Consider the following 25,016-nt stretch of genomic DNA (forward strand, 5'->3'; position numbering starts at 1 on the left):
AAAGGTAGGAATTTCTCTTATTATTTAGAAGGACTTATTGTATAAAAAATATTTTTCTCTCCAACTTATCGGAAATATTTGTAGATTTGCAATAAATAATGGAGTATATCCATTATCCGTTGTTAATTATCCAATGATAAAATGAGTTCACGCTTTCCTTTATATATAATAAGTGTAGTGCTGTTCGCCTCTTTCTTCTCGTGCACTGATATGGTGCCGACCAAAGAGGTGCGTCTGATTGACTCACTGAACGGGAAAGCATATGCTTTTCGTTACCGGAATCTTGATTCTTCTTATAAATATGCCGAGCAGGCTTATCGTCAAGTAAGCTTATATAAGTCGGGGAAAGCCGAAGCTTCAAATAACCTGGGATTCTGGGCTTACATGAACATGAATTTCGACCGTGCCGAAGCTTTGCACAAAGAGGTGTACAAACTGACCAAGAATGAACTCGAACTCTTGATTGCGGACATCGGGCTGATGAAAATCTGCCAGCGGACGGCAATGAACAAAGAATTTTATGACTACCGGAATAGTGCGCTGAAACGTATGAAGCGTATTCGTGAAGAGAGTGACTTGTTTGCCGACCGGCATGAGAAGCTCCGTCTGGATTATGCTTTCACGGAATTCTTCATTGTTTCTTCCATTTATTACTATTATCTCCAGCAACGGCAGGAAGCGATTGCCTCACTCAATCAGATTCCGGAAGATGAAGCACTGGCGGACACTAATCAGTTGCTCTATTATCATTATCTCAAAGGTTCGGCTTCTTTGGTGGAAGCTGATAAACCGGAGGATAGAAAGCTCCGTGAGTTCGACCATCTTTATTATACCTGGCGGATGGCTGTTCAGAGTAATCATTCTTATTTTGAAGGAAATGGTTTGCAAGGGCTTGCGAACCTGATGATTTCTTCTAATAACTTCGATTTTTTTCTGGCGAGGAGAGGACATGCATTAGACCAGTTTGACTTGCCGATAGATTCGCTTTTACCTTTGCGGCTGGCACAGCTTGCACTTGAAAAGTTCCGTGAATATGATGACTTATATCAGATTGCCGGAGCGTATGTGTCTATCGGCAAATATCTGAATACGCATGGGCGATATTCGGAAGCGCTGGATACATTGACGAAAGCATTGGATTGCGTGAACCGGCATCATATGCTTTATTATCATAACGAAACGGATACATTGGATAAGCTATATACGTTTGCAGAAGGGGATACGACTTATACCGGGGTGCCTTGGATTACGCAGGAGAACGTAAAGACTGTTCCCGAATGGATTTCAAGAATCCGGGAACAACTGAGCGTGTCGTATGCAGGGCTGGGGATGAAGTATGCATCTGACTACAATCGGAATATATATCTGGATATTCTGAACTTTACGCGTCAGGACAAGGAGTTGGAGAGCCGTTATGTTTCATTGGAAGCCGGTTCGCGGCAGATGACGCTTGTACTTTCTTTGGTGATTGCCGGATTGGTGCTGGTGGTTATTCTTTGGTGGTTCTTCAATAAGCGTTCCAAGATAAAGAATCAGATTGACGTAGAACGCCTGCAACAGATTCTCGGGCTTTGCCGCGATATTACTTCTTCTATTCCGATGAATGTTCCGTTGATTCAACAAGGGATAGACCAGTTGTTCGGGAAAGGCAGGATGAGACTGGAGATTCCTGAAGACGAAGAGGGGAAAGCGGCGCTTGTCCCTATGCATCGGCTGAATCGGGATGAAAAGGCTTTGGTGCATGTGTTGGAGCCTTATATTATTTGGGCAGTTGACAACGAGCAGATGGTGGAAGCATTGAGCGACGAACGGATGCAGTTGGAAAAGCAGCGGTATATCTACGAACAGCATATTGCGGGAAATAAGCGTCAGAATCTGATAAAGAAAGCTTGTATGGCTATTGTAAATGGCATCAATCCTTATATCGACCGTATTTTGAATGAAGTGCATAAACTTACGGAAAAAGGATATATTGATGATGAAAAGATAAAGAAAGAGAAGTATCAGTATATTGACGAACTGGTAACTACGATTAATGAATATAACGATATTCTGGCTCTGTGGATTAAGATGAAGCAAGGAACGTTGAGCCTGAATATTGAAACGTTCAGTCTTGACGAGTTGTTTGAACTGCTGGGGAAAGGACGGCGTGCCTTTGAAATGAAAAAGCAGACGTTGGAGATTGAACCGGCTGCCGTCATGGTGAAAGCAGACCGGGCGTTGACTTTGTTTATGATTAATACGCTGGCGGAGAATGCCCGTAAGTATACTCCGGAAGGAGGAAAGATTAAAGTTTATGCACATACTACGGATACATATGTCGAGATTTCCGTGGAAGATAACGGAAGGGGCATTTCGGAAGAAGATGTGGCGTGTATCATTGGTGAGAAAGTATATGATTCGCGTGTGATTGGAATAAAGAATGCGGAAGACCCTGAAGAATTGAAAGAAAACAAAGGCAGTGGTTTCGGGTTGATGAACTGTAAGGGAATCATTGAGAAATATAAGAAAACGAATGAACTGTTCCGGGTGTGCACCTTTGATGTGGAAAGTGAATTGGGGAAGGGAAGCCGTTTTTATTTCCGTTTGCCTTTGGGGGTACGTAAGGTGGTTGGTGTTTTGCTTTGCCTGTTGCTTCCTATGGGAATGGTATCCTGTCTGCATGGGCCGGTTCAGCCCATGTCGCAGGATGGAGATTCGATAGTGGTAGCCACTGATTCTACTTATGAGGATTTGTTGGATGCTGCCTCGGACTATGCCAATGCGGCGTATTTTGCCAATGTGGATGAAAATTACGGGCTTGCTTTACAATATGTGGACTCTGCCATGTTGTTGCTGAATGAGCATTATGAGAAATATGCGCGTCCTGGACGTTCGCATCGCTATATGAAACTCGTTGGTACGGGAATACCGGCTGAAGTCAGTTGGTGGAACGAAATGTTTGATTCGGATTATCATGTGATTCTAGATATAAGAAATGAAGCGGCGGTTGCCTTTCTGGCTTTGAAACAATTGGATGCATACAGTTATAATAATTCGGCTTTTACGGATTTATATAAGTTGCAGGGAGAAGACCAGACGCTGGAAGCATATTGCAGGCAGTTGGAGCGTTCGAATACCAATAAGACGGTAGGGATTATCCTATGTTTTGTCTTGTTGATTATTTCTTTGGTCGGGTATTATTTTCTGTATATGCGGAAGCGTTTGCAGAACCGGTTGAATCTTGAACAGGTGCTTGAAATTAATCAGAAAGTATTCGCGGCATCTTTAGTCAGGCCGCAGGAACAGGAGTATACGGAAGCGTTGCAACGGGAGGAAAGTACGCTCAAAGAAATTCCGCAGCGTATCGTGGATGAAGCGTTCGGTTCTGTGAATGAATTGCTGACGATTGACCGGATGGGAATCGCAGTATACAATGAAACGACGCATCGGTTGGAATATGCTTCGCGTCCCGGGCAGGAAATGCCGGAAATGGTACAACTGTGTTTTGATTCCGGTGAGTATCTCGTTGAACAATATCTTTTGGCTATCCCATTGAAAGTGGAAGTTGGAGGGGAACATCAATGTGTCGGCGTATTGTTTCTGGAGCGCCGGGAAGGTTCGGAACAGGAAACTGACCGTTTGCTCTTTGAGCTGGTTGCGCGTTATGTGGCTATTGTGGTATTTAACGCGGTAGTGAAACTGGCTACGAAATACAGGGATATTGAGTCGGCACACGAAGAGACGCGTCGGGCTTCCTGGGAAGATAGTATGTTGCATGTGCAGAATATGGTGCTTGACAACTGTCTGTCTACGATTAAACATGAAACGATTTATTATCCGAATAAAATCAAGCAGATTGTAGGACGACTGAATACGCTGAGTCTTTCAGAAAAGGAAGAGCGCGAAGCAGTGGAGACTATGACCGAACTGATTGAATATTATAAGGGCATATTTACTATCTTGAGTTCGTGCGCTTCCCGTCAGTTGGAAGAGGTTACTTTCCGGCGTACGGTGATTCCGGTGCAGGAACTTTTTGATGCTGCCGGGAAATATTTCAGGAAGGTAATGAAGAACCGGACGGAGAGGATAGAACTGGAGATGGAACCGATAGAAGCGAAGGTGATAGGAGACGTGAACCAGTTGCGTTTTCTATTAGAAAATCTGATTGACGAAGCGTTGACGGTTCGTCAAGATGGCGTATTGCGTTTGCAGGTTCGCAAGGATGATGGATATATTCGTTTCCTCTTTACGGATACGAGACGTGAAAAGAGTGTAGAGGAATTGAATCAGTTGTTCTACCCGAATTTGGCACGCATGACTTCCGGTGAGAAAGGGGAATTGTGGGGTACGGAATATTTGGTATGCAAGCAGATTATCCGTGACCATGACGAATTTGCGGGACGCAGAGGATGCCGTATTAATGCCGAGCCTGCTGCGGGTGGAGGATTTACGGTTTATTTCACTGTTCCGTGCAGATAAAAAGAAAACACATAAAAGTTATTAGATAAGGAAATGGAAGAACAGAAGTTTAAAGTTATTATTGTAGAGGATGTAAAACTGGAGTTGAAAGGTACGGAAGAGATATTCCGTCACGAAATACCGAATGCGGAAGTGATCGGCACTGCCATGACCGAGAGTGAATTTTGGCCGTTGATGGAGGCACAGCTTCCTGACTTGGTATTGCTGGATTTGGGACTGGGTGGTTCTACTACTATCGGGGTGGATATTTGCCGGAATATATTCAAACGTTATAAGGATGTCCACGTACTGATTTTCACTGGTGAAATATTGAATGAAAAGTTATGGGTGGATGTACTGAATGCCGGTGCCGACGGAATTATCCTCAAGACGGGAGAATTACTGACCAAAACAGATGTACAGGCTGTGATGGACGGTAAGAAACTGGTTTTCAACTATCCGATTTTGGAAAAGATTGTAGAGCGTTTCAAAAAGTCAGTTGCCAATGATGCGAAGCGTCAGGAAGCGGTAATCAGCTATGATATCGACGAATATGACGAGCGTTTTCTCCGCCATCTGGCATTGGGATACACGAAAGAGATGATTGCGAACCTGAAAGGTATGCCTTTTGGTGTGAAATCATTGGAAAAAAGGCAAAACGACCTTATCGGACGTCTCTTTCCAAATGGAGAAAGAGTAGGAGTGAATGCTACCCGATTGGCTGTTCGTGCTTTGGAATTGCGCATTATTGATTTGGATAATTTGGAAGCCGACGAGGAATAGACAAAGGGAAACTGACGAAGAACAAATCTGAAAAGCGATGAAGACAAAATGGCGCATGCCCCATCCTGCAACGATGTTCATGCTACTGACAATGGCAGTGGTCTTTCTTTCATGGATATGTGATATCTATGGATTGAAGGTGACATTGCCACAGACCGGTGAAGATATTCGTGTACAAAGCCTGCTGAGTCCGGAAGGAATCCGCTGGTGGTTGAGGAACGCTATCAAGAACTTTACAGGGTTTGCTCCGTTGGGCATGGTGATTATTGCCATGTTCGGATTGGGAGTTGCCCAACACTCCGGTTTTATTGATGCATGTATCCGTATGGGGGTGGGCAACCGCAAGGAGAAGAGGAAAATTATCTTGTGGGTGATTGTTCTAGGATTATTGTCGAATGCTATTGGTGACGGTGGATATATTATCTTATTGCCTATTGCCGCTATGCTGTTTCAGTGGGTGGGACTTCATCCGATTGCGGGGATTGTGACGGCTTATGTCTCCGTTGCCTGCGGGTATAGTGCCAATATTGTGTTGAGTACGATGGACCCGTTGCTGGCTCATACCACACAGGAGGCAGCGTTGGCACAAACGGGCTATCAGGGGAATACGGAACCTCTTTGCAATTACTTCTTCATGAGTGCTTCTACGATAGTAATTACTGCCATTGTTTACTGGGTGACTCAAAAATGGCTTCTTCCCAGATTGGGTAAATATGAAGGAAGTGTGAAGGTGGAAGCCTATCGTCCCCTGTCCCGTAAAGAGAGACGTGCCATTATGATTTCTATCATCATAGCGGCTATTTATGTAGCTCTTGTTTTATGGCTTACTTTTTCCTCTTACGGAATTCTGCGGGGTGTGAATGGAGGTTTGATGCATTCGCCGTTCATTGCCGGTATTTTGTTTCTTCTCTCTTTGGGAGCAGGTATCACGGGTATGGCGTATGGTTTCAGTTCTGGTCGCTATCGCACAGACAATGATGTGATTGAAGGGTTGACGCAGCCCATGAAACTTCTAGGCGTCTATTTCGTAATTGCTTTCTTTGCCGCTCAAATGTTCGCCTGTTTCGAGTATTCTCATTTGGACAAATGTCTTGCCATAATGGGTGCTGAGTTGCTTTCTTCCTTTGAACCGGCTCCATTGGTAGCTTTGGTCCTATTTATCCTGTTTACGGCATTTATCAATCTGATTATGGTATCTGCCACTTCCAAATGGGCTTTCATGTCTTTCATCTTTATTCCGATGTTTTCGCAGATGGGAATCTCGCCGGACGTAGCACAATGTGCTTTCCGTATTGGAGATAGCTCGACAAATGCCATTACTCCTTTCTTATTTTATATGCCTTTGGTGCTGACTTATATGCGGCAGTATGATAAGCAGATTACGTATGGCACATTACTTAAATATACCTGGAGATATTCATTGGCTATCTTGTTTGCCTGGACGTTACTGTTTATCGTTTGGTATTTGCTGAAAATACCGGTGGGTTTATAATACAAAGAGAGATTGCAAAGTTCCGGTTTTATCAGCCGGAATTTTTAAAACGTTTAATATCAGCTATTTAAAAGAAAAATCCGGTAACATATGAATGTTACCGGATGTTAACTGTGATTCCGAAGCGATTCGAACGCTTGACCCACGCCTTAGAAGGGCGTTGCTCTATCCAGCTGAGCTACGGAACCATCCTTATTTGCGGATGCAAAGGTAGTGCTTTTTATGAAATTTCAAAAACTTTTCGTCACTTTTTTATTTATATTTTTCTTTGTGGCTATGAATCAGTAATTTATGCAGGGATAATATTTCATCTGTTTATGCATTATAAGATGTATGGATAGCGAATCATTGTTTTTACGAAGAATAACGAACGTTATATTGCTTTCAAAAAGCTCAAAAAACTTAAATAGGGTTGTGTTTTTGTATTATAAGGTTTACTTTTGAACAATAAACAACTAAAAACACATATAAGTTATGAAGAAATTTATTTTTTTATTTGCATTTTGTATTACTGTAACTAACCTTTTTGCGCAAACCGATCCTATTCAAATTAAGAAAGAAGGAAATGATGCATTTAATGCAAAGAATTATCCCGTAGCGTATGCCAAATTCAGTGAATATTTGAAGCAGACTAATAATCAAGATTCAGCAACGGCTTATTATTGTGGTATGGCTGCTGATGAAATAAAGAAGTATGCTGAAGCGGTTACATATTTTGATATAGCCATCGAAAAGAAGTTCAATATAGGAAACGCATATGCTCGTAAGGCGGCGGCTTTAGATGCATTGAAGAAGACTGATGAATATGTAGCTACATTGGAAGAAGGATTGAAAGTTGATCCGAACAATAAGGTAATGATAAAGAATTATGGCCTTCATTTCTTGAAAGCAGGACTTGCTGCCCAGAAAGCAGGTAAGGCTGAGGAAGCAGAAGAGAACTTTAAAAAAGTAATCCCTTTGAATCATAAGTCTTATAAGACGAATGCTCTTTACAGCTTGGGAGTTCTTTGCTACAATGACGGAGCTAATATTTTGAAAAAGGCCGCTCCTTTGGCAAATTCGGATGCTGATAAATATGCAGCAGAAAAAGAAAAAGCTGATGCCAGATTTAAAGAAGCAGTAGATTATTTGGAAGAAGCTGCCAAAGTATCACCGGAAAACGAAAACGTGAAGAAAATGCTTCCGCAAGTGAAAGCTGCCATGAAGTAATTAGATTTTTATAAAGAAGTATGAAGGGTTGCCGATAGACACATTTGGCAACCCTTTTTTATTGCATTTTTTCTAATCCATACTTTTTTGTGTACTTTTGCCGTTCCTAACACAGAAGGATTTTATGCATTTATATACCAAGAAACAGGCTGTCAAGCAGATGAATGAGCTGGGAGTATCTCGTCGCCCTTTTATCTTTATTATAAATTACCTACAAGACGCTTCTTACGTAGAAGATGTTTCGTCCGTAGATTCTGCAGAATTGCTTTATAATCTGAATGGATTTACCAATCAACCGGTATCAGATAAAAGCTATGAGGATTCTTTTCCCAATAATAAGGAAAAACATATTCGTTGGAAATCGTTGCCCGAATCTTTTGACGCTTATAGGCATTCATTTCATATCGTTCAAAGAAATATTTTTGCAGGAAACAGCTTTCTCACAAACTTGACTTGTCGCACTCCGATAGAAACCAACCTCACTCTGAAAGATATTTATTCCCGTTCGAAAGCTACCTATAAGTTATGGTTAAAAGATTCGTTTACGGTATTTTCTCCTGAAATATTTGTCAGAATCCATCAAGGAAGAATTTGCTCTTTCCCAATGAAAGGAACTATCGACGCTTCAATTCCTGATGCCGCCCAATTCCTGATAAATGATCCGAAAGAAGCGGCAGAACATGCCACTATTGTAGACTTGATACGGAATGATCTAAGCATGGTTGCCAATCAAGTATCAGTATCCCGCTACCGATATATTGATACTTTACGGACTAACCAAGGCTCTATCCTTCAGACAAGTTCGGAAATTCAGGGAACTCTGCCGAATGATTATCAGGCGCACTTAGGTGATATTATTTTTAAGTTATTGCCCGCAGGGTCTATAACAGGGGCTCCGAAGAAAAAAACAATGCAGATAATTCAGGAAGCAGAAACCTATGACAGGGGATTTTATACAGGCATTATGGGATATTTTGACGGTGAAAATCTGGATAGTGCTGTTATGATACGTTTCGTAGAGCAGGAAGGGGAAAAGATGTATTTCAAAAGCGGCGGTGGAATTACCTGCCAAAGTGATGCGGAAAGCGAATATAATGAAATGAAACAAAAAGTATATGTGCCTATTTATTGAAACCATCCGGATAGAGGATGGAAAGGTTTATAATCTTGACTATCATATAGAACGTTTTGATAGAACGCGTGCGACCTTTTGGAAAGGCAGCGCTCCAATTGATTTGCGGACGTTAGTTTCTCCGCAATCGTTGGAAGGAATATACAAATGCAGAGTTGTATATGGCAGAGAAATAGAAGAAATCACCTATGTGCCTTATCAGATGCGGGACGTTTCTTCTTTGCGCTTGGTGGTAGCTGACTCTGTCGACTATACGTATAAAAGCACGAACCGGGAAAATTTGAATGCCTTGTATGCCCAAAGGAAAATGGCGGATGATGTTTTAATAGTGAAAGACGGTTGTTTGACAGACACCTCTATTGCTAACGTGGCGCTCTATGACGGGAAGATGTGGTGCACTCCTTTTCGCCCGTTGCTTCGGGGAACAAAACGCGCCGAGCTGTTGGACAAGAAGATTATTGTAGAGAAAGATATTCCACAGGCACATTTGGGAGAATATTCTAAAATCATGTTATTCAATGCAATGATTGACTGGGGACGTATCATACTGCCTGTTGATGATAAACATTTAATTCTATAAACTATTATTAACTGAAATATACAGATAAGTGCAGAACAAAAGCCCCTTTTGTACTGTTATATTTATGTGTTTTTCATAGTATTAGATATAAGATTAATTAAAGAGATTGTACTCCACTTGTGAAAGCTAAAGTACGTCAGAGACAGAAGAGTCTGTTTTTTTGATAAATGTGTTAGAGCATCGGTTTACCAGGCCGATGCTTTTTTTATGCCCTTTTGTTCCCTTTTGTAGTTTATATGAAATAAAATTTGTACGTTTGTAGGATAATAATAGAAAATGATAAAGATGAACATACCCGTTATCTTTCAGTTTTTAAAAGATCTTTCCGCGAACAATAATCGTGAGTGGTTTAATGAGCATAAGGCAGAATATGAGGTAGCCCGTGCTGAGTTCGACAATTTTTTGGCAACAGTGATTGCGCGTATTTCTCTGTTTGATGAAACAGTCCGGGGAATCCAACCCAAAGACTGTACCTATCGTATTTACCGGGATACCCGTTTCTCTACGGATAAAACACCCTATAAGATACATTTCGGCGGTTATATCAATGCGAAGGGCAAGAAGTCCGACCATTGCGGATACTATGTGCATCTGCAACCGGACGGTTCGATGCTTGCCGGAGGAAGCCTCTGTTTGCCTTCCAATATATTGAAAGCTGTCCGCCAATCTATTTATGATAATATCGAGGAGTTTGTTTCCATTGTAGAAGACCCGGAATTTAAGAAATATTTTCCAGTGATTGGAGAAGACTTCCTGAAAACAGCTCCTAAAGGTTTCCCGAAGGATTTCAAGTACATTGATTATCTGAAATGCAAGGAATATGTCTGTTCCTATAATGTCCCCGATAACTTCTTTACCCAACCGGATGTATTGGAGCAGATAGATAAGGTGTTCCGCCAATTCAAGCGGTTTGCTGATTTTATTAATTACACGATTGATGATTTTGAATAATACCTAATATATAAACTTTAAAATTGAACTTATATGGTAGTAGATACTTTAGAAAATCTGGAGAAATATGCGTCTTTAAATCCTTTATTTGCACAGGCTATTGAATTTCTGAAATCTCATGACCTTCAAGCCATGGAAATCGGTAAGACAGAATTGAAAGGAAAAGATCTGCTGGTGAATATTGCACAAACCAAGCCAAAGACCAGAGAAGAAGCCAAATTGGAAACACATAATGAGTTTATAGATATTCAGATTCCATTGTCAGGAACAGAAATTATGGGTTATACTGCTGCTAAGGACTGTGTTCCCGCAGATGCTCCTTATAATGTGGAAAAGGATATTACTTTTTTTGAAGGATTAGCCGAAACTTACGTTGCCGTGAAACCGGGAATGTTTGCTATCTTCTTTCCTCAGGACGGACATGCTCCCGGCATTACCCCGGATGGTGTGAAGAAAGTAATCGTAAAAGTAAAAGCATAATCTAAATTCAATTCTGATATGGAAAAGACACTTAATCTTATCAAAAATGACCCTTGGCTGGAACCTTTTGCCGATGCTATTACAGGTCGCCGTCAGTTTGTGCTGGACAAGGAAGCCGAACTGACTAACAAAGGCAAACAGACTCTTTCGGACTTTGCGTCAGGTTATCTTTATTTCGGATTGCACCGTACCGATAAGGGATGGACTTTCCGCGAATGGGCACCGAACGCTACGCATATATACATGGTAGGTACATTCAATAACTGGGAAGAAAAAGCTGCCTATAAGTTGAAAAAACTAAAGAATGGCAATTGGGAAATTAACTTGCCAGCCGATGCTATCCATCATGGAGACTTGTATAAACTGAATATATATTGGGATGGCGGTCAAGGTGAGCGTATTCCTGCTTGGGCTACACGTGTAGTTCAGGATGAACAGACCAAGATATTCAGCGCCCAAGTATGGACACCGGAGAAATCCTATAAATTCAAGAAGAAAACGTTTAAGCCCAGTACGAATCCTTTGCTGATTTATGAATGCCATATCGGAATGGCGCAGCAAGAGGAAAAAGTCGGGACCTATAACGAATTCCGCGAAAAGATACTCCCGCGTATCGCTAAAGAAGGATATAACTGCATCCAGATTATGGCTATCCAGGAGCATCCTTATTATGGAAGTTTCGGATACCACGTATCCAGTTTCTTCGCCGCCTCCTCCCGTTTCGGGACTCCCGATGAGTTGAAGGCATTGATTGACGCTGCTCATGGGTTGGGGATTGCTGTGATTATGGACATCGTTCATTCACACGCTGTAAAGAACGAAGTGGAAGGATTGGGAAACTTTGCCGGTGATCCCAACCAATATTTCTATCCGGGCGGTCGTCGCGAACATCCGGCTTGGGATTCTCTTTGTTTTGACTATGGTAAGAACGAAGTGATTCATTTCCTGTTGTCCAACTGCAAATATTGGTTGGAAGAATATAAGTTTGACGGATTCCGTTTTGATGGAGTGACATCAATGTTGTATTATAGCCATGGATTGGGTGAAGCTTTCTGTAATTATGGAGATTACTTTAACGGTCATCAGGATGATAATGCAATTTGTTATCTGACATTGGCCAATGAGCTGATTCATCAAGTGAATCCGAAAGCAATAACAATTGCAGAAGAAGTTTCCGGTATGCCGGGATTGGCTGCGAAAGTGGAAGACGGCGGCTACGGATTCGATTACCGCATGGCTATGAACATTCCTGATTATTGGATTAAGACAATCAAGGAAAAGATTGATGAGGACTGGAAACCTTCCAGCATGTTCTGGGAAGTAACCAATCGTCGTCAGGATGAAAAGACCATCTCTTATGCAGAGAGTCACGATCAGGCATTGGTGGGAGACAAGACAATTATTTTCCGTCTGATTGACGCTGATATGTATTGGCATATGCAAAAGGGAGATGAAAATTACATTGTCAACCGGGGCATTGCTTTGCACAAAATGATACGTTTGCTGACATCTACTACCATTAATGGCGGTTATCTGAACTTTATGGGAAATGAATTTGGTCATCCTGAATGGATTGATTTCCCGCGCGAAGGAAATGGATGGTCTTGCAAATATGCCCGTCGCCAGTGGGATTTGGTAGACAACCAGAATCTGACTTATCATTATATGGGCGACTTTGATGCGGAGATGTTGAAAGTAATCAAGAGCGTGAAAAACTTCCAGGCAACGCCTATTCAGGAAATATGGCATAATGACGGTGACCAAGTATTGGCATATGGACGTAAAGATTTGATATTCGTCTTCAACTTCAATCCGAAACAGTCATTTGTTGATTATGGTTTCCTGGTAGAGCCGGGAGCATATGAAGTAATACTGAATACAGACAATGTAGTATTTGGCGGAAATGGCTTGGCAGATGACTCTGTTGTTCATTTTACGATTACCGACCCATTGTACAAACGGGAAAAGAAAGAATGGTTGAAACTCTATATTCCTGCGCGTAGTGCCGTAGTGCTTAGAAAGAAGAAATAATTATTTGTTCTAGAATAAAGAACCCTCGCAGATATTCAATGATTTGCGAGGGTTTTCTTTATATATATTATCCGGCAGTTTCCCTAGTTGATAAAGAATGTACTTGGACCAAGAATATCATGCATATAACTGACATTGCGTGTTTTCAGCAGTATTCCTTTCGGAGTATAAAATAACTGGTATTTAACGTCAACATTATCTTGCCCTACTTTGATTACAAGGATTGCCTGCCATTTAGGAAATTCTACCATAGTTACATCTTCCACCACCCAACTCGCATAAGAACTGAATGTAAAGGCATTATAGACTATAGGTGTCAGTCGGTCGAGACTGACAAGGTCGGTCTGTGTCATTGCCCATTGTCCCTGTGTATCGAACCATACATTTTTAGTAAATCCATTCATTACAAAGTTCGCGCAATAATATCCATCGTCCTGCGACCAAGCTATGTCATTTGCTTTCGGATACATTTTTCTGAAAGTCACTTGCACATTGTCGGGAGGGGTGCCTGCGAAAGCAGATATGGATAACAGCAAAAGCAGCAAGAATACTCCAATATTAATTTTCTTCATAAGCTTTGAGTTTAGAGGGTTATTTATTTACCTAAAACAGCCTTTGAGAACATTTGTTTTGATATACATAAAATAACCCGGTCATTATGAGTGACCGGGTTGCAATGAACTTATAAATCTTAACTTTTACTTACCTTTCACTTAAAAAGTAATTTTCAGTATCTTTCCATTGTAGGCTCCGACCGATACATCTGTCGGTTTATATGGCAATAAGCAGATTTCTTCTTTTGCGCCACTTATCAGGTCTATAGCTTGATAAGACTCCATCTGAGGAATCTGCAAAAAGTCGAAAGCATGTGAAGGTACATTGATTGCCACATCTACCAGTTGACTGTCGAAATTGACAATGAAAAACAATAATTCATTTTTGTATTTCCGCATAAAGGTGTATTGCTTACGTTCGTTGAAGCGCCAGCCGTTTATGTTGGCATACATCAAGTCAAAGAATACTCCTTTGCTGATTGCCGGTTCCTCATTACAAAGTGTCAGTATTCTCTGATAGATATCATAGAGCCGTTTGTGGTCTTCAGTAAGCATCTTACCGTCAAATTTACCACCATTGCGCCAGCGGCGGATTGTGTCTACGCTCCAATAGTCAAATATGGTAGTCCTTCCGTCTCTTCCACTGAATCCTTCACTGTCCATTCCCATTTCTCCGAATTCCTGACCGAAATAAATCATCATAGGATTCGTATTCATGCATGCCGAAACAATAAGTGCAGGAATTCCTTTGCGCGGATTGCCGGCAAAGAAGTCGGAAGCAATACGTTGCTCATCGTGATTCTCGAGGAAGTTAAGCATTCTCTTCTCTATTCCGTTCAGGCTTTGCCAGCAATGCGTGATGGCAGCAGCGGATTCATATCCGCATGCTACATTGCGCAACGTGTCATATAAGCCTACCTTATCATACAAATAGTCAAATTTGCCACGCATCAGATAGTTGCGGTATTCATTCGGATTGTAGACTTCAGCGATGAACAGAATTTCAGGATAAGCCTCTTTTACTTGCGGAATAGCCCATTCCCAGAACTCAACGGGGACCATTTCGGCCATATCGCAACGGAAGCCATCGATATCTTTAGACGCCCAGAAGAGAAGGATGTCCAACATCTTTATCCATGTGTCCGGAATCGGGGAGAAATGGCAGGTGCCACCATTCTGATAATCCACCCCATAATTCAGTTTGATGGTTTCATACCAGTCGGTGATATTAGGAGTGGCGTCAAAACGATTATTGCCTGTTGCTTTAGCAGGGAATTCGTGATAAGGTTCTGTGGCGCCGTCTTTCATGTCAAACTGTGCATGAAGTTCTGCTTGCGGAATATAATAAAAATTATTATAAGGGCTGAAAGAGAGGCTTGAGTCATCGTTGGCGCCCAGTTCCGTAGTGCCATCCGGTTGCGCGTCCGAATGATATTGGCGGGCTACATGGTTGGGGACAAAGTCTATGATAACTTTCAGTCCCACACGATGTGTTCGGTGCACCAAGTTCTCAAATTCCTTCATACGTCCCGGCACGTCGTTTGCCAGATCCGGGTCAACATCATAATAATCTTTGATAGCATAAGGCGAACCGGCTTTGCCCTTCACGATAGCGGGATGATCCGGGCTGATGTTGTATCGGCGATAATCTGTCTGGGTAGCATGTTCGATAATTCCTGTGTACCAAATATGCGTACTGCCCAGTTTCTTGATTTCTCCAAGTGCTTTGAGAGTAAAGTCTGCCATTTTACCGCAGCCGTTGGTGGCTATATCCCCGTTGTAAACGCAATGGTTATTATTATTGCCGAACAGGCGGGTGAACACTTGATAGATAATTATTTTATTCTCGTCATTCATATAGAGTAGATTTTAATATTCGTATTCATTGTTCTTCTCGGAAAATAGGGGCTATTTCCATATTTTCCCCTTTTTTTCCAGTAATTGATTCAGTACTCCGTTGGCTGTATTATATCCTTGCTCAAATATTTCTTCCGCTTTTTCCAATTCCGTATTACTGTATCCGTAGAGGTTGTAAGGTTCAATCAGTAAATCGCATTTATCCCTTTCGGGGAAGGTGTTGGCACGGAACATAAAGTGGAATGAGCGCATGGCGATGCTGACAATATTCATTTTATAATCTTGTGCCATGATTGGACTTACATTGACTGCTACCACTTTGTTGCATACTCTGCGGAGGGTAGAAACCGGAAGGTTCATCATCAATCCGCCGTCTACGTAGTTCGTTCCTTCAATGTTGACCGGAGCGAACATGACAGGCATACAACACGAAGCGGCTACCCGTTCGGCAATTGAACCACGGTGAAAGTGAACCATACGTCCGTGGTCAAGGTCAGTTGCTGTAATGATTAAGGGAATCTGAAGGTCTTCCAGATTCTTTGCTTTTACATTGGTACGGAGAAAATCAATAAATTCGCAAAGGTCGAATAATCCTTTCTTGGGGATTACCAGTTTGGTCAGATCCTGAAATTTGTGCCCGGAAAAGTAGTCCAGCACTTGGTGAGGTTCATTACCGTCTGCGTAGAAGACTCCCGCAAGAGCTCCGGCGCTAACTCCGGAGATAATATCCGGTTTGATATCATGCTCTAAGAGAGCCTGCATTACGCCCAAATGAGCGAATCCTTTAATAAATCCTCCACTTAGAGCATAACCTATCTGATATTTCCGGTTCGGCCAATTGTTTGTATATACCTCCATGAGTTTTTTTCTTTCTTTAATTCGCTACGAATTTAGTGAATTTATTGAAAGTAGAAGGAATATAACAGATAGTTTTTACTATGCCGGATGGAAACTTTCCTCTAATGCTACGCTGGTCAGAACCCGAAATCGTCTATTTCAACCTTGTGCTCTTCGCTTTCTTTGAATGGTTTCGCTTCTTTTTGTACCGGATTGCCTTCAATATAGATAGCGCGGAACGGACGGGCAGGACAAACATATTCCCAACCAATATTAGGCTTTACGACCACCTTCTGTCCCGGTTTGACGAATTGCTTCATACCACCCAGTTCGCTAATGGCACGACGAAACATGGCTTCCGGCTCTCTACCCATGACGGCTACCAAGTCAGGGTTGGCTCCGCTATTTCTATTTTAGTTTAGAGTTTTGCAATCGCTTTTAACAGGGCATAGCCACCAAACCACTGGATCAACATTCCCGGAATACCGATACGGAAATCTTGTACCGCTGCATGGAAGTTACCGAGAATCGCCCATTCAAAAGCAGTTCCTATGATCTGATAGGAGAGTACGACACCAAGAACGCCCAATAAAGAGACAGATTTCAGTGTTCGTGCGGCGAGAGCGGAAGCTCCGGCGAGCAAAGTGGATTTTATCAGTATAACCGGAAGTGCGGCTTCTGAAGGCATGGCAAACAACAGATGGTTAATAACAGGAGAAAGAATCGCAGTCAGTAGTCCTACGCGGAATCCATACTTATAGCCTGCAACCAATGTGAAAAAATAGATAGGCAGTAGGGTAGGACCACCGTAAGGTGTAAGATGACATAGTTGTGGAAGTACAATGTTGCCTGCAATAAACAGCAGAGCGAACAAGTAAGTTTTTACATTGCTGTAATTCAGCGAGTAGAGCTTGGCAGATGTTTCCATTTTCGTTGATAACTTTTGTATTTAATAGAACGATAATATCTTAAAAATTAGACTTTCTTCTATTAAAAAGGTTTAATCTGGGAAAAGAACTATTTGCTTATTTTCTTAAAAATAGGACAGAAAAGTTTCAAACCCATTTGAAACTTTTTGTTTCTCGGCGTGAAACACTTTGTTTCCCAGTGTGAAACGAATGGTTTCTCGGTGTGAAACAAAGTGTTTCAAGGCATGAACGTAGTTGCTCTACAAAGTTAGAATAAAAAAGGATAAGTACAAGTGAATCAGAAGTTAATATCGGATACACTTTTCTTACATTCTTCCAGCTTCCTTAATCCTTCTTCGGATAGTTTGGGGTAATGCAAGTCCAGTTGTTTCATCCGGTCGCAGATAATCCGCCCTACTGCGTAGCGCATGAACCATTTATTGTCGGCGGGGATTACGTACCACGGAGCCAGTTCGGTAGATGTTTCGGTCAGTACATCTGCATAGGCTTTCATATACTCATCCCAAAACTGGCGTTCCTTGACATCTGCGGAAGAGAATTTCCAGTTTTTGGCTTTGTCATCCAATCTTTCCATAAAGCGCTTTTTCTGTTCGGCTTTTGATACATTCAGGAAGAATTTCAGGACAACAGTTCCGTTTTCCGTCAGATAACGTTCGAAATCATTGATTTGCCGGTAACGGCGTTTCCAGAAGTCAGGGACAATGTCTTTGACGGTTTCTATACCCGGCAATTTGCCGGACAGTATAATTTCGGGATGCACTTTGGCGATAAGCACGTCTTCATAGTGAGAACGGTTGAAGATTCCGATTCGTCCTCTTTCCGGCAGGCAACGGTTGATACGCCAGAGATAATCGTGATCCAGTTCTTCGGCAGAAGGCTGTTTGAACGAAAACACTTGGCATCCTTGCGGGTTGATGCCGGACATGACGTGTTTGATTGTTCCGTCTTTTCCGGCCGCGTCCATGGCCTGAAAGATAATAAGAATTGAGTAGCGATCCTGTGCGTAGAGCATGCTTTGCAGTTCGGAAAGTTTCTCTATGTCCTGTGCCAATTGGTCTTTGGCATCCTGTTTGGATAGTTTGCCAGTGAATGACGGATCAAAATCGGAAACGGAATGTTGCTTTCCGGGTTTGGCAAGCAGGTCTTTTAAAATGTCCTTTTTCATGGGATTGTAATTTGAATGTTTCTACTGAAAATAAAACAGCCGGGGCAGTCAATTAGTTTTTCGCGCAAAGGACATTTTTCGGATTTATAGTGCCGTCCCTTTCTTTGGTACGAACAGGTTTGTCATATCCGCCTGTTCGAGAGTGAGCAACTCTATCTTTTTAGAAATACCGCCTGCATATCCTGTCAGGCTGCCGTTGCAACTTACAACCCGGTGGCAGGGTATGATAATGCTAACCGGATTGTGTCCCACCGCATTGCCTACCGCTTGCGTTGACATGGACGGCAGTCCGTTCCGGCGGGCTATTTCTTTGGCAATATCCTTGTACGTAATGACTTTGCCGTAAGGGATTTCTTTTAATATTTTCCATACGGAGAGACGGAAAGGAGTGCCTTCCAAGTGTATGTCAGGCATGAAGCCGGGATTCTTTCCGCTGAAATAGCAATCGAGCCATTCTTTGGCTTGCTCAAATACAGGCAATGCTTTTTCTTCATGTTCAGGAGACAACGAAGCGGCAAAATATTTCTGCCCGTCAAACCACAAACCTGTCAAGAAATTACCGTCACTTGCGATTGTTATTCCGCCGATAGGGGACTGATATTTGTAAATGTATTGCATAACGTTATATATAAGGTGGTGTCTTTTACAAAAGTAGCATTTCATTTTTAAATGAAAGGTAGTAAGGAAATAATTAAATCTTTTTTATTTGTTTTTCTATCTTTTCGTTATCTTTGGCGATTAACAAACCGTTTTTTAATCATACAACAACGAAAAACAACCGATCATGAATCAAGAGTTATCAATGAATGCCAATAAATTGGTGGCATTTCTCAAGAAGCCGACTTCTGAATTTACCAAAGCCGACATCATTTCATTTATCCAACAAAACGACATCCGCATGGTTAATTTCATGTATCCCGCGGGAGACGGTCGTCTGAAAACTTTAAATTTTGTCATCAACAATCAAGCTTATCTGGAAGCTATCCTTACTTGTGGAGAACGGGTAGACGGTTCGAGCCTTTTCTCTTTCATCGAAGCGGGAAGTAGCGACCTATATGTTATTCCTCGGTTCCGCACGGCATTTGTCGATCCGTTTGCTGAAATACCTACGCTGTCTATCCTTTGTTCTTTCTTCAATAAGGACGGAGAACCGTTGGAAAGCTCGCCGGAATATACGCTTCATAAAGCCAGTAAAGCATTTACGGACGTGACGGGAATGGAATTTCAGGCAATGGGTGAGTTAGAATATTATGTGATAGCACCGGATACGGGTATGTTTGAGGCAACCGACCAGCGTGGTTATCATGAATCGGGGCCTTATGCCAAATTCAATGAGTTCCGTACACAATGTATGTCTTATATCTCACAGACTGGCGGGCAAATTAAGTATGGACACTCTGAAGTGGGTAACTTTACTTTAGAAGGCTATATCTATGAGCAGAATGAGATTGAGTTTTTGCCGGTTCCTGTTGAACAGGCAGCCGACCAGTTGATGATTGCCAAATGGGTAATCCGTAACTTGGGATTCAAATATGGATATAATGTCACATTTGCTCCTAAGATAACAGCAGGTAAAGCGGGTTCCGGTTTACACGTCCATATGCGTATCATGCAGGACGGAAAGAATCAGATGTTGAAAGACGGCATTTTGTCGGAAACAGCCCGGAAGGCTATTGCCGGAATGATGGAGCTTGCACCTTCAATCACAGCCTTCGGAAACACGAATCCCACTTCATACTTCCGTCTTGTTCCGCATCAGGAAGCGCCGACGAATGTTTGTTGGGGTGACCGCAACCGTTCCGTATTAGTACGTGTACCTTTGGGATGGGCTGCAAAGAAGGATATGTGTACATTAGCGAACCCGTTAGAAACGGAAAGCCATTTTGATACCACTCAGAAGCAGACAGTGGAAATGCGCTCACCGGACGGTTCGGCAGATTTGTATCAACTGCTTGCCGGACTGGCTGTTGCCTGTCGCCATGGTTTTGAAATAGAGAATGCTCTGGAACTGGCTGAAAAAACGTATGTGAATGTGAATATTCACCAGAAAGAAAACGAAGATAAGTTGCAGACATTGGCTCAATTACCGGATAGCTGCGTTGCGTCTGCCGATTGTCTGGAACAACAACGGGCTATTTTCGAACAATACAATGTATTTAGTCCGGCAATGATTGACGGCATTATCCGTAAACTCCGTAGCTATGAAGATAAGACACTGCGTGCGGAATTGGACGGAAAACCGCAGGAGATGCTTGATTTGGTACATAAGTATTTCCACTGCGGATAATGTAGTATAACTGATATATAAATAAAAGCCTGTCTTCCCGAAGCAAGACAGGCTTTTATTTTCCACAATTACACTCCTCACTTTCCACACAATTCCACACTAATTCTACAATTTAATATATCTGTCTATTTTGTATTTGTTTGATTTATAGTGTTATATGCGTTTGTTTGATATCTGGCATCCGCTTTGCGATATGATAAGTGTAGAGATAATAAATAATGGTTTTTATAATTCACACTTAAAAAATTACGATTATGAAAAAGGTATTAGTAGCAGTAGCATTGGTAATGGGATTGGGTAGTTCTGTAGCATTTGCACAGGAAGTGATTAAAACTACATCTGTAGAAATGCAGGCTCAAGCTCCACAGGACGAGTTTACAAAGATTGACCCTAAAGATCTGCCGGAAGCAGTGACACAAGCTTTGGCAAAGAATTACGAAGGTGCCAGTATCAAAGAGGCTTATGTAGCGGAGAGAGAGAATGGTAAGATTTACAAAGTAGTTCTTACTACGGAAGATGTTCAGGAACTGACAATCCTGATGAATGAAAAGGGCGAAGAAGTGAAAGAATAAAGCAATACTTCGAATGTAGTAATAACTCATTTATAAAATTCCTGGTTCGTGATGAATCGGGAATTTTTTCAGGCATGCAGGATAGTCATCTACATATTCTCCGGCAAAAGAATAGTTTTGTCTACCGGATAATGTCCCAGTAAGCAATTGTCAATATCTCCCGAATTGGCTCTTTCGATACGAATGATGTTTTTATCAAGTCATATGAGAAGGGAAAATCTCCGGTAATAGAGGGAAATAGCGTTAAGTATTGGACTATTTTCATAAAAAAGATGTTTTACGAAAAGAAAAAGGAGAGAATATAGTGCAATATCTATAAATAATGCTTTCCTTTGCAACCAACAACAATAAAGAGGTTTATTGCGATTTGATTATTTTACATGAATCTTCTCATTTATTTGAGCATATCCATCTCTAATTTAGATCTTCCCAAAACTTTCTTATTGAATTATTAATTTTTTATATTTGTATTTTATGAATTTGTACATTGGAAATCTTAGCTATAATGTTAAGGAATCAGACTTGAGAAATGTAATGGAAGAGTATGGAACAGTTGCTTCAGTAAAGTTAATCACAGACCGTGAAACTAGAAGATCAAAAGGTTTTGCGTTTATCGAAATGCCGGATGATACAGAAGCTAACAATGCTATCAAACAATTGAACGGTGCTGAATATGTAGGTCGTTCAATGGTAGTAAAAGAAGCATTGCCAAGAAACTAAGACTGGAATATATAGCCAATTATAAAGAAGGGCGTGTCAGGTAAACTGGCACGCCCTTCTTCTTTATGCAATGCCATGAGCACTGACAGTGCCGTCTATCTTCTTAATCAGACCTTGGAGTACTGCACCCGGTCCACATTCTGTGAAATCAGTAGCACCGTCGGCAACCATGTTTTTCACCGATTGAGTCCAACGTACGGACGCTGTCAACTGGGCAACCAGGTTCTTCTTGATTTCTGCAGGGTCGGTATGAGGAAGAGCATCTACATTCTGATATACCGGACATTTGGGAGTATGAATTTCTGTTGCCTTGATGGCAGCTTCCAATTCTACTTTAGCAGGATCCATCAACGGAGAGTGGAAAGCACCGCCCACTTTCAACGGAAGGGCACGTTTTGCTCCGGCAGCCTTCATCAGTTCGCAAGCCTTTTCGATACCCGGTATGGAACCTGAGATAACGATTTGTCCCGGACAGTTGTAGTTGGCAGGTACACAAACTTCACCTTCTGCATTTACAGAAGCACAGATTTCTTCTACTTTTTCGTCCGGCAATGCGATGATGGCAGCCATTGTGGAAGGAGTCGCTTCACAAGCTTTCTGCATAGCCATTGCACGTGCGTAAACAAGTTTCAATCCATCTTCAAAACTCAAGGCTCCGGCAGCTACCAAAGCGGAGAATTCGCCGAGTGAGTGTCCTGCTGTCATTTCCGGCTGGAAGTCGTCGCCCATGCAAAGGGCAGAGATAACGGAATGAAGGAATACGGCAGGTTGAGTCACTTTTGTCTGACGAAGGTCTTCGTCTGTGCCGTTGAACATGATATCTGTAATGCGATATCCAAGGATATCATTTGCTTTTTCAAACAATTCTTTTGCTAAAGCTGAGTTTTCATACAGGTCTTTACCCATTCCCACGAATTGGGCGCCTTGACCGGGAAATACAAATGCTTTCATATTTTTATTATTTAATTGATTTTTAATTGCGGGTGCAAAGTTACGTATTTTTATGATACGACCGCACAAAATGTACACATTTGTGCAATGGGGGCGGGAAAATGCCATAACGGACCGTTGCCGTGACCGATATGCAAATCCTTTCCTGCAATGATAGCCTGAGTGATATAATTCTTGGCATGCTGGATGGATTCGCGCATAGGGTAACCTTTTGCCAGACAGGTAGCAATGGCGGAGGAGAGGGTACAGCCCGTTCCGTGCAGATTATTGCTTTCTACCTTTTTCTCTTTATATATATGGTATATGGAGTCGGCAGTATGTAGGAGGTCGAACATGTCGTCTCCTTCCAAGTGGCCGCCTTTTATTAAAATGCCGGTATGGAAATTATCCGTCAATATTTCGGCTGCTTCCTGCATTTGCCGGATATTATGGATACTTTTACCCGTGAGCACGGTGGCTTCGTCTATATTAGGCGTAATTAAGGTGGCAAGTGGCAGCAACTCTTTCTTTATCTCTTCGATGGTTTCGTCCGTCATTAGCTTTCGCCCGCTGGTGGATACCATTACCGGGTCGTACACGACATATTTCGGTCTGTACTTTTTCAGACAATCAGAAATGACATGGACAATCTGAATATCATGTACCATGCCTATCTTTATTGCGACAGGTTGGAGGTCTTCCATCACAGCCTCTATCTGCCCGCGGACAATTTCAGGAGACATAGCTTGCACGGCGCGTACTCCCAATGTGTTTTGTACGGTGACTGCGGTGATAGCCGATGCCGCATATCCGCCTAAAGCCGAGATTGTTTTTATATCTGCCTGAATGCCTGCACCACCCGAACAATCGGAACCGGCAATGGATAAAATGACTGGATGACGTTCCATTTTAGTTTTTTTAATATTTACTCTACAAAGATAGAATAAAAAACGATAAGGTACAAAATGACATATCGTTTAAAGTACAATAAGTACCTTTGTTGCCGTTCAGTGGAATCTATATGAAAAGTACTGATAATAAAGCGCAAATCCAGTTTTTGTACTTTATACAATTACTAATCTCCGAAAGAACTAAAATACATATTGTAAATCATAAGATAACACTAACTATTCATATTGTATGATGTATGATATGTATTACAATGAAAAACAATGTTTTATAGCATATTTGTTAATCTTGTTTTGATGATATTTCCCCTCTATATTTGCATCGTCTTAAAGAAAAAGATATGCAGAATATACAGAAAAATACACCTTTGGCAAACAATCACATATCAGTAGACTGTGTGGTGATTGGTTTTGACGGAGAACAACTGAAAGTGTTGCTCGTAAAACGTGCAGGTGAAGATAATGGTGAGGTATATCACGATATGAAACTTCCCGGAAGCCTTATATATATGGACGAAGATTTGGACGAAGCTGCGCAACGCGTGTTGTTTGAACTGACAGGACTTAAAAATGTGAACCTGATACAGTTCAAAGCATTCGGTTCTAAAAACAGAACCAGCAATCCCAAAGATGTGCGTTGGCTGGAACGTGCCATGCAGTCGAGGGTGGAACGTATTGTGACTATCGCTTATTTGTCGATGGTGAAGATTGACCGCGCGTTGGATAAGAATCTGGATGAGCATCAGGCTTGTTGGATTGCCCTGAAAGATGTCAAAACATTGGCTTTCGACCATAATTTGATTATCCGGGAAGCGATGACTTATATTCGCCAATTCGTGGAGTTCAATCCTTCTATGTTGTTTGAACTGCTTCCACGTAAATTTACGGCTGCACAATTGAGAACTCTTTTTGAGTTGGTATATGACAAAGCAGTAGATGTGCGTAATTTCCATAAGAAAATAGCCATGATGGAATATGTAGTTCCTTTGGAAGAAAAACAACAGGGAGTGGCTCACCGTGCCGCCCGTTATTACAAGTTCGATAAGAAAATATATAATAAAGTGAGACGGTGATAATTTAGTGATTAACGATTAGTGATTAATGCCATGCGGATACCAATTATCAATCATTAACTACTAACTATTAATCATTATCATAT

At 41.7% G+C, this 25,016-nt stretch carries 21 protein-coding genes, 1 tRNA gene and 1 pseudogene; 13 read left to right on the forward strand and 10 right to left on the reverse strand.

What is annotated here, in order from left to right; translation table 11 throughout:
• Positions 1 to 141 precede the first annotated feature (141 nt).
• The 3 genes from CLIN57ABFB40_RS05850 to CLIN57ABFB40_RS05860 are packed head-to-tail and all read left to right on the forward strand — an operon-like array spanning position 142 to position 6,715.
• Positions 142 to 4,461: a DUF5113 domain-containing protein gene (locus tag CLIN57ABFB40_RS05850; protein ID WP_175629291.1), complete on the forward strand. Its 4,320-nt coding sequence runs from the start codon at positions 142 to 144 to the stop codon at positions 4,459 to 4,461.
• 33 nt (positions 4,462 to 4,494) lie between these two features.
• The gene (locus CLIN57ABFB40_RS05855) at positions 4,495 to 5,223 is read left to right on the forward strand and encodes a DUF5932 domain-containing protein (RefSeq protein WP_167965221.1); all 729 of its coding nucleotides are present in this window, start codon (positions 4,495 to 4,497) and stop codon (positions 5,221 to 5,223) included.
• Between the two features lie 37 nt (positions 5,224 to 5,260).
• A complete protein-coding gene (locus CLIN57ABFB40_RS05860) occupies positions 5,261 to 6,715 on the forward strand; it encodes an AbgT family transporter (protein WP_175629292.1) in 1,455 nt (484 codons plus the stop codon).
• A gap of 114 nt (positions 6,716 to 6,829) precedes the next feature.
• Here the strand turns inward: CLIN57ABFB40_RS05860 and CLIN57ABFB40_RS05865 are convergent.
• Positions 6,830 to 6,903 (reverse strand) — tRNA-Arg (locus CLIN57ABFB40_RS05865).
• 286 nt (positions 6,904 to 7,189) lie between these two features.
• On the opposite strand from CLIN57ABFB40_RS05865, the gene CLIN57ABFB40_RS05870 reads away from it, so the two are divergent.
• The 6 genes from CLIN57ABFB40_RS05870 (at position 7,190) to CLIN57ABFB40_RS05895 (ending at position 13,098) form a co-directional block, all read left to right on the forward strand.
• A complete protein-coding gene (locus tag CLIN57ABFB40_RS05870; RefSeq protein ID WP_175629293.1) occupies positions 7,190 to 7,924 on the forward strand; it encodes a tetratricopeptide repeat protein in 735 nt (244 codons plus the stop codon).
• Positions 7,925 to 8,048: 124 nt separating this feature from the next.
• Complete coding sequence (locus CLIN57ABFB40_RS05875; protein ID WP_175629294.1) at positions 8,049 to 9,056, forward strand: aminodeoxychorismate synthase component I; 1,008 nt, start codon at positions 8,049 to 8,051, stop codon at positions 9,054 to 9,056.
• Positions 9,040 to 9,636: an aminotransferase class IV family protein gene (locus tag CLIN57ABFB40_RS05880; RefSeq protein ID WP_175629295.1), complete on the forward strand. Its 597-nt coding sequence runs from the start codon at positions 9,040 to 9,042 to the stop codon at positions 9,634 to 9,636. The genes CLIN57ABFB40_RS05875 and CLIN57ABFB40_RS05880 overlap by 17 nt, the downstream gene beginning before the upstream one ends.
• Positions 9,637 to 9,912: 276 nt before the next feature.
• Complete coding sequence (locus CLIN57ABFB40_RS05885) at positions 9,913 to 10,587, forward strand: DUF2461 domain-containing protein (protein WP_175629296.1); 675 nt, start codon at positions 9,913 to 9,915, stop codon at positions 10,585 to 10,587.
• 33 nt (positions 10,588 to 10,620) lie between these two features.
• Entirely contained in the window at positions 10,621 to 11,067 is a 447-nt protein-coding gene (locus CLIN57ABFB40_RS05890; RefSeq protein ID WP_175629297.1) for a YhcH/YjgK/YiaL family protein, read from the forward strand.
• A gap of 18 nt (positions 11,068 to 11,085) precedes the next feature.
• Positions 11,086 to 13,098: an alpha amylase C-terminal domain-containing protein gene (locus CLIN57ABFB40_RS05895; protein WP_175629298.1), complete on the forward strand. Its 2,013-nt coding sequence runs from the start codon at positions 11,086 to 11,088 to the stop codon at positions 13,096 to 13,098.
• 83 nt (positions 13,099 to 13,181) lie between these two features.
• Here the strand turns inward: CLIN57ABFB40_RS05895 and CLIN57ABFB40_RS05900 are convergent, their stop codons facing one another.
• The 7 genes and pseudogenes from CLIN57ABFB40_RS05900 to CLIN57ABFB40_RS05930 all read right to left on the reverse strand — a co-directional run bounded on the left by CLIN57ABFB40_RS05900 (position 13,182) and on the right by CLIN57ABFB40_RS05930 (position 19,058).
• On the reverse strand, positions 13,182 to 13,670 hold the full coding sequence (locus tag CLIN57ABFB40_RS05900) for a PepSY-like domain-containing protein (RefSeq protein ID WP_175629299.1): 489 nt from the start codon (positions 13,668 to 13,670) through the stop codon (positions 13,182 to 13,184).
• 141 nt (positions 13,671 to 13,811) lie between these two features.
• Positions 13,812 to 15,509 carry an alpha-amylase family protein gene (locus CLIN57ABFB40_RS05905; protein WP_175629300.1) on the reverse strand — a complete coding sequence of 566 codons (1,698 nt, stop codon included), beginning with the start codon at positions 15,507 to 15,509 and terminating at the stop codon, positions 13,812 to 13,814.
• Between the two features lie 51 nt (positions 15,510 to 15,560).
• Positions 15,561 to 16,367, reverse strand: coding sequence for a patatin-like phospholipase family protein (locus tag CLIN57ABFB40_RS05910; RefSeq protein WP_175629301.1), 807 nt, complete (start codon positions 16,365 to 16,367; stop codon positions 15,561 to 15,563).
• Positions 16,368 to 16,600: 233 nt separating this feature from the next.
• Positions 16,601 to 16,759: pseudogene (locus tag CLIN57ABFB40_RS05915) on the reverse strand (tat (twin-arginine translocation) pathway signal sequence); the annotation flags it as partial.
• Between the two features lie 5 nt (positions 16,760 to 16,764).
• A complete protein-coding gene (locus tag CLIN57ABFB40_RS05920; protein WP_175629302.1) occupies positions 16,765 to 17,274 on the reverse strand; it encodes an ECF transporter S component in 510 nt (169 codons plus the stop codon).
• 278 nt (positions 17,275 to 17,552) lie between these two features.
• Positions 17,553 to 18,440, reverse strand: a complete 888-nt coding sequence (locus CLIN57ABFB40_RS05925; protein WP_175629303.1) for a polyphosphate kinase 2 family protein — start codon at positions 18,438 to 18,440, stop codon at positions 17,553 to 17,555.
• A gap of 84 nt (positions 18,441 to 18,524) precedes the next feature.
• Positions 18,525 to 19,058 (reverse strand): methylated-DNA--[protein]-cysteine S-methyltransferase, encoded by a 534-nt coding sequence (locus CLIN57ABFB40_RS05930; RefSeq protein ID WP_175629304.1) that lies wholly within the window; start codon positions 19,056 to 19,058, stop codon positions 18,525 to 18,527.
• A gap of 166 nt (positions 19,059 to 19,224) precedes the next feature.
• Here CLIN57ABFB40_RS05930 and CLIN57ABFB40_RS05935 point away from each other — a divergent pair, with 166 nt between their 5' ends.
• The 3 genes from CLIN57ABFB40_RS05935 to CLIN57ABFB40_RS05945 all read left to right on the forward strand — a co-directional run bounded on the left by CLIN57ABFB40_RS05935 (position 19,225) and on the right by CLIN57ABFB40_RS05945 (position 22,019).
• Positions 19,225 to 20,727, forward strand: a complete 1,503-nt coding sequence (locus CLIN57ABFB40_RS05935) for a glutamine synthetase family protein (protein WP_175629305.1) — start codon at positions 19,225 to 19,227, stop codon at positions 20,725 to 20,727.
• Between the two features lie 254 nt (positions 20,728 to 20,981).
• Positions 20,982 to 21,299: a hypothetical protein gene (locus tag CLIN57ABFB40_RS05940; protein WP_175629306.1), complete on the forward strand. Its 318-nt coding sequence runs from the start codon at positions 20,982 to 20,984 to the stop codon at positions 21,297 to 21,299.
• A gap of 474 nt (positions 21,300 to 21,773) precedes the next feature.
• Positions 21,774 to 22,019 carry an RNA recognition motif domain-containing protein gene (locus CLIN57ABFB40_RS05945; protein ID WP_007755457.1) on the forward strand — a complete coding sequence of 82 codons (246 nt, stop codon included), beginning with the start codon at positions 21,774 to 21,776 and terminating at the stop codon, positions 22,017 to 22,019.
• 63 nt (positions 22,020 to 22,082) lie between these two features.
• Here CLIN57ABFB40_RS05945 and fabD read toward each other — a convergent pair whose 3' ends face one another.
• Positions 22,083 to 22,970, reverse strand: a complete 888-nt coding sequence (fabD, locus tag CLIN57ABFB40_RS05950; protein ID WP_175629307.1) for an ACP S-malonyltransferase — start codon at positions 22,968 to 22,970, stop codon at positions 22,083 to 22,085.
• A gap of 50 nt (positions 22,971 to 23,020) precedes the next feature.
• Entirely contained in the window at positions 23,021 to 23,857 is an 837-nt protein-coding gene (gene thiD, locus CLIN57ABFB40_RS05955) for a bifunctional hydroxymethylpyrimidine kinase/phosphomethylpyrimidine kinase (RefSeq protein WP_175629308.1), read from the reverse strand.
• Between the two features lie 341 nt (positions 23,858 to 24,198).
• On the opposite strand from thiD, the gene CLIN57ABFB40_RS05960 reads away from it, so the two are divergent.
• Entirely contained in the window at positions 24,199 to 24,930 is a 732-nt protein-coding gene (locus CLIN57ABFB40_RS05960) for an NUDIX hydrolase (protein WP_175629309.1), read from the forward strand.
• Positions 24,931 to 25,016 lie beyond the last annotated feature (86 nt).

Origin of the sequence: Bacteroides acidifaciens, from assembly GCF_903181435.1 — a bacterium.
In the GTDB taxonomy this organism is placed as follows: Bacteria; Bacteroidota; Bacteroidia; order Bacteroidales; family Bacteroidaceae; genus Bacteroides.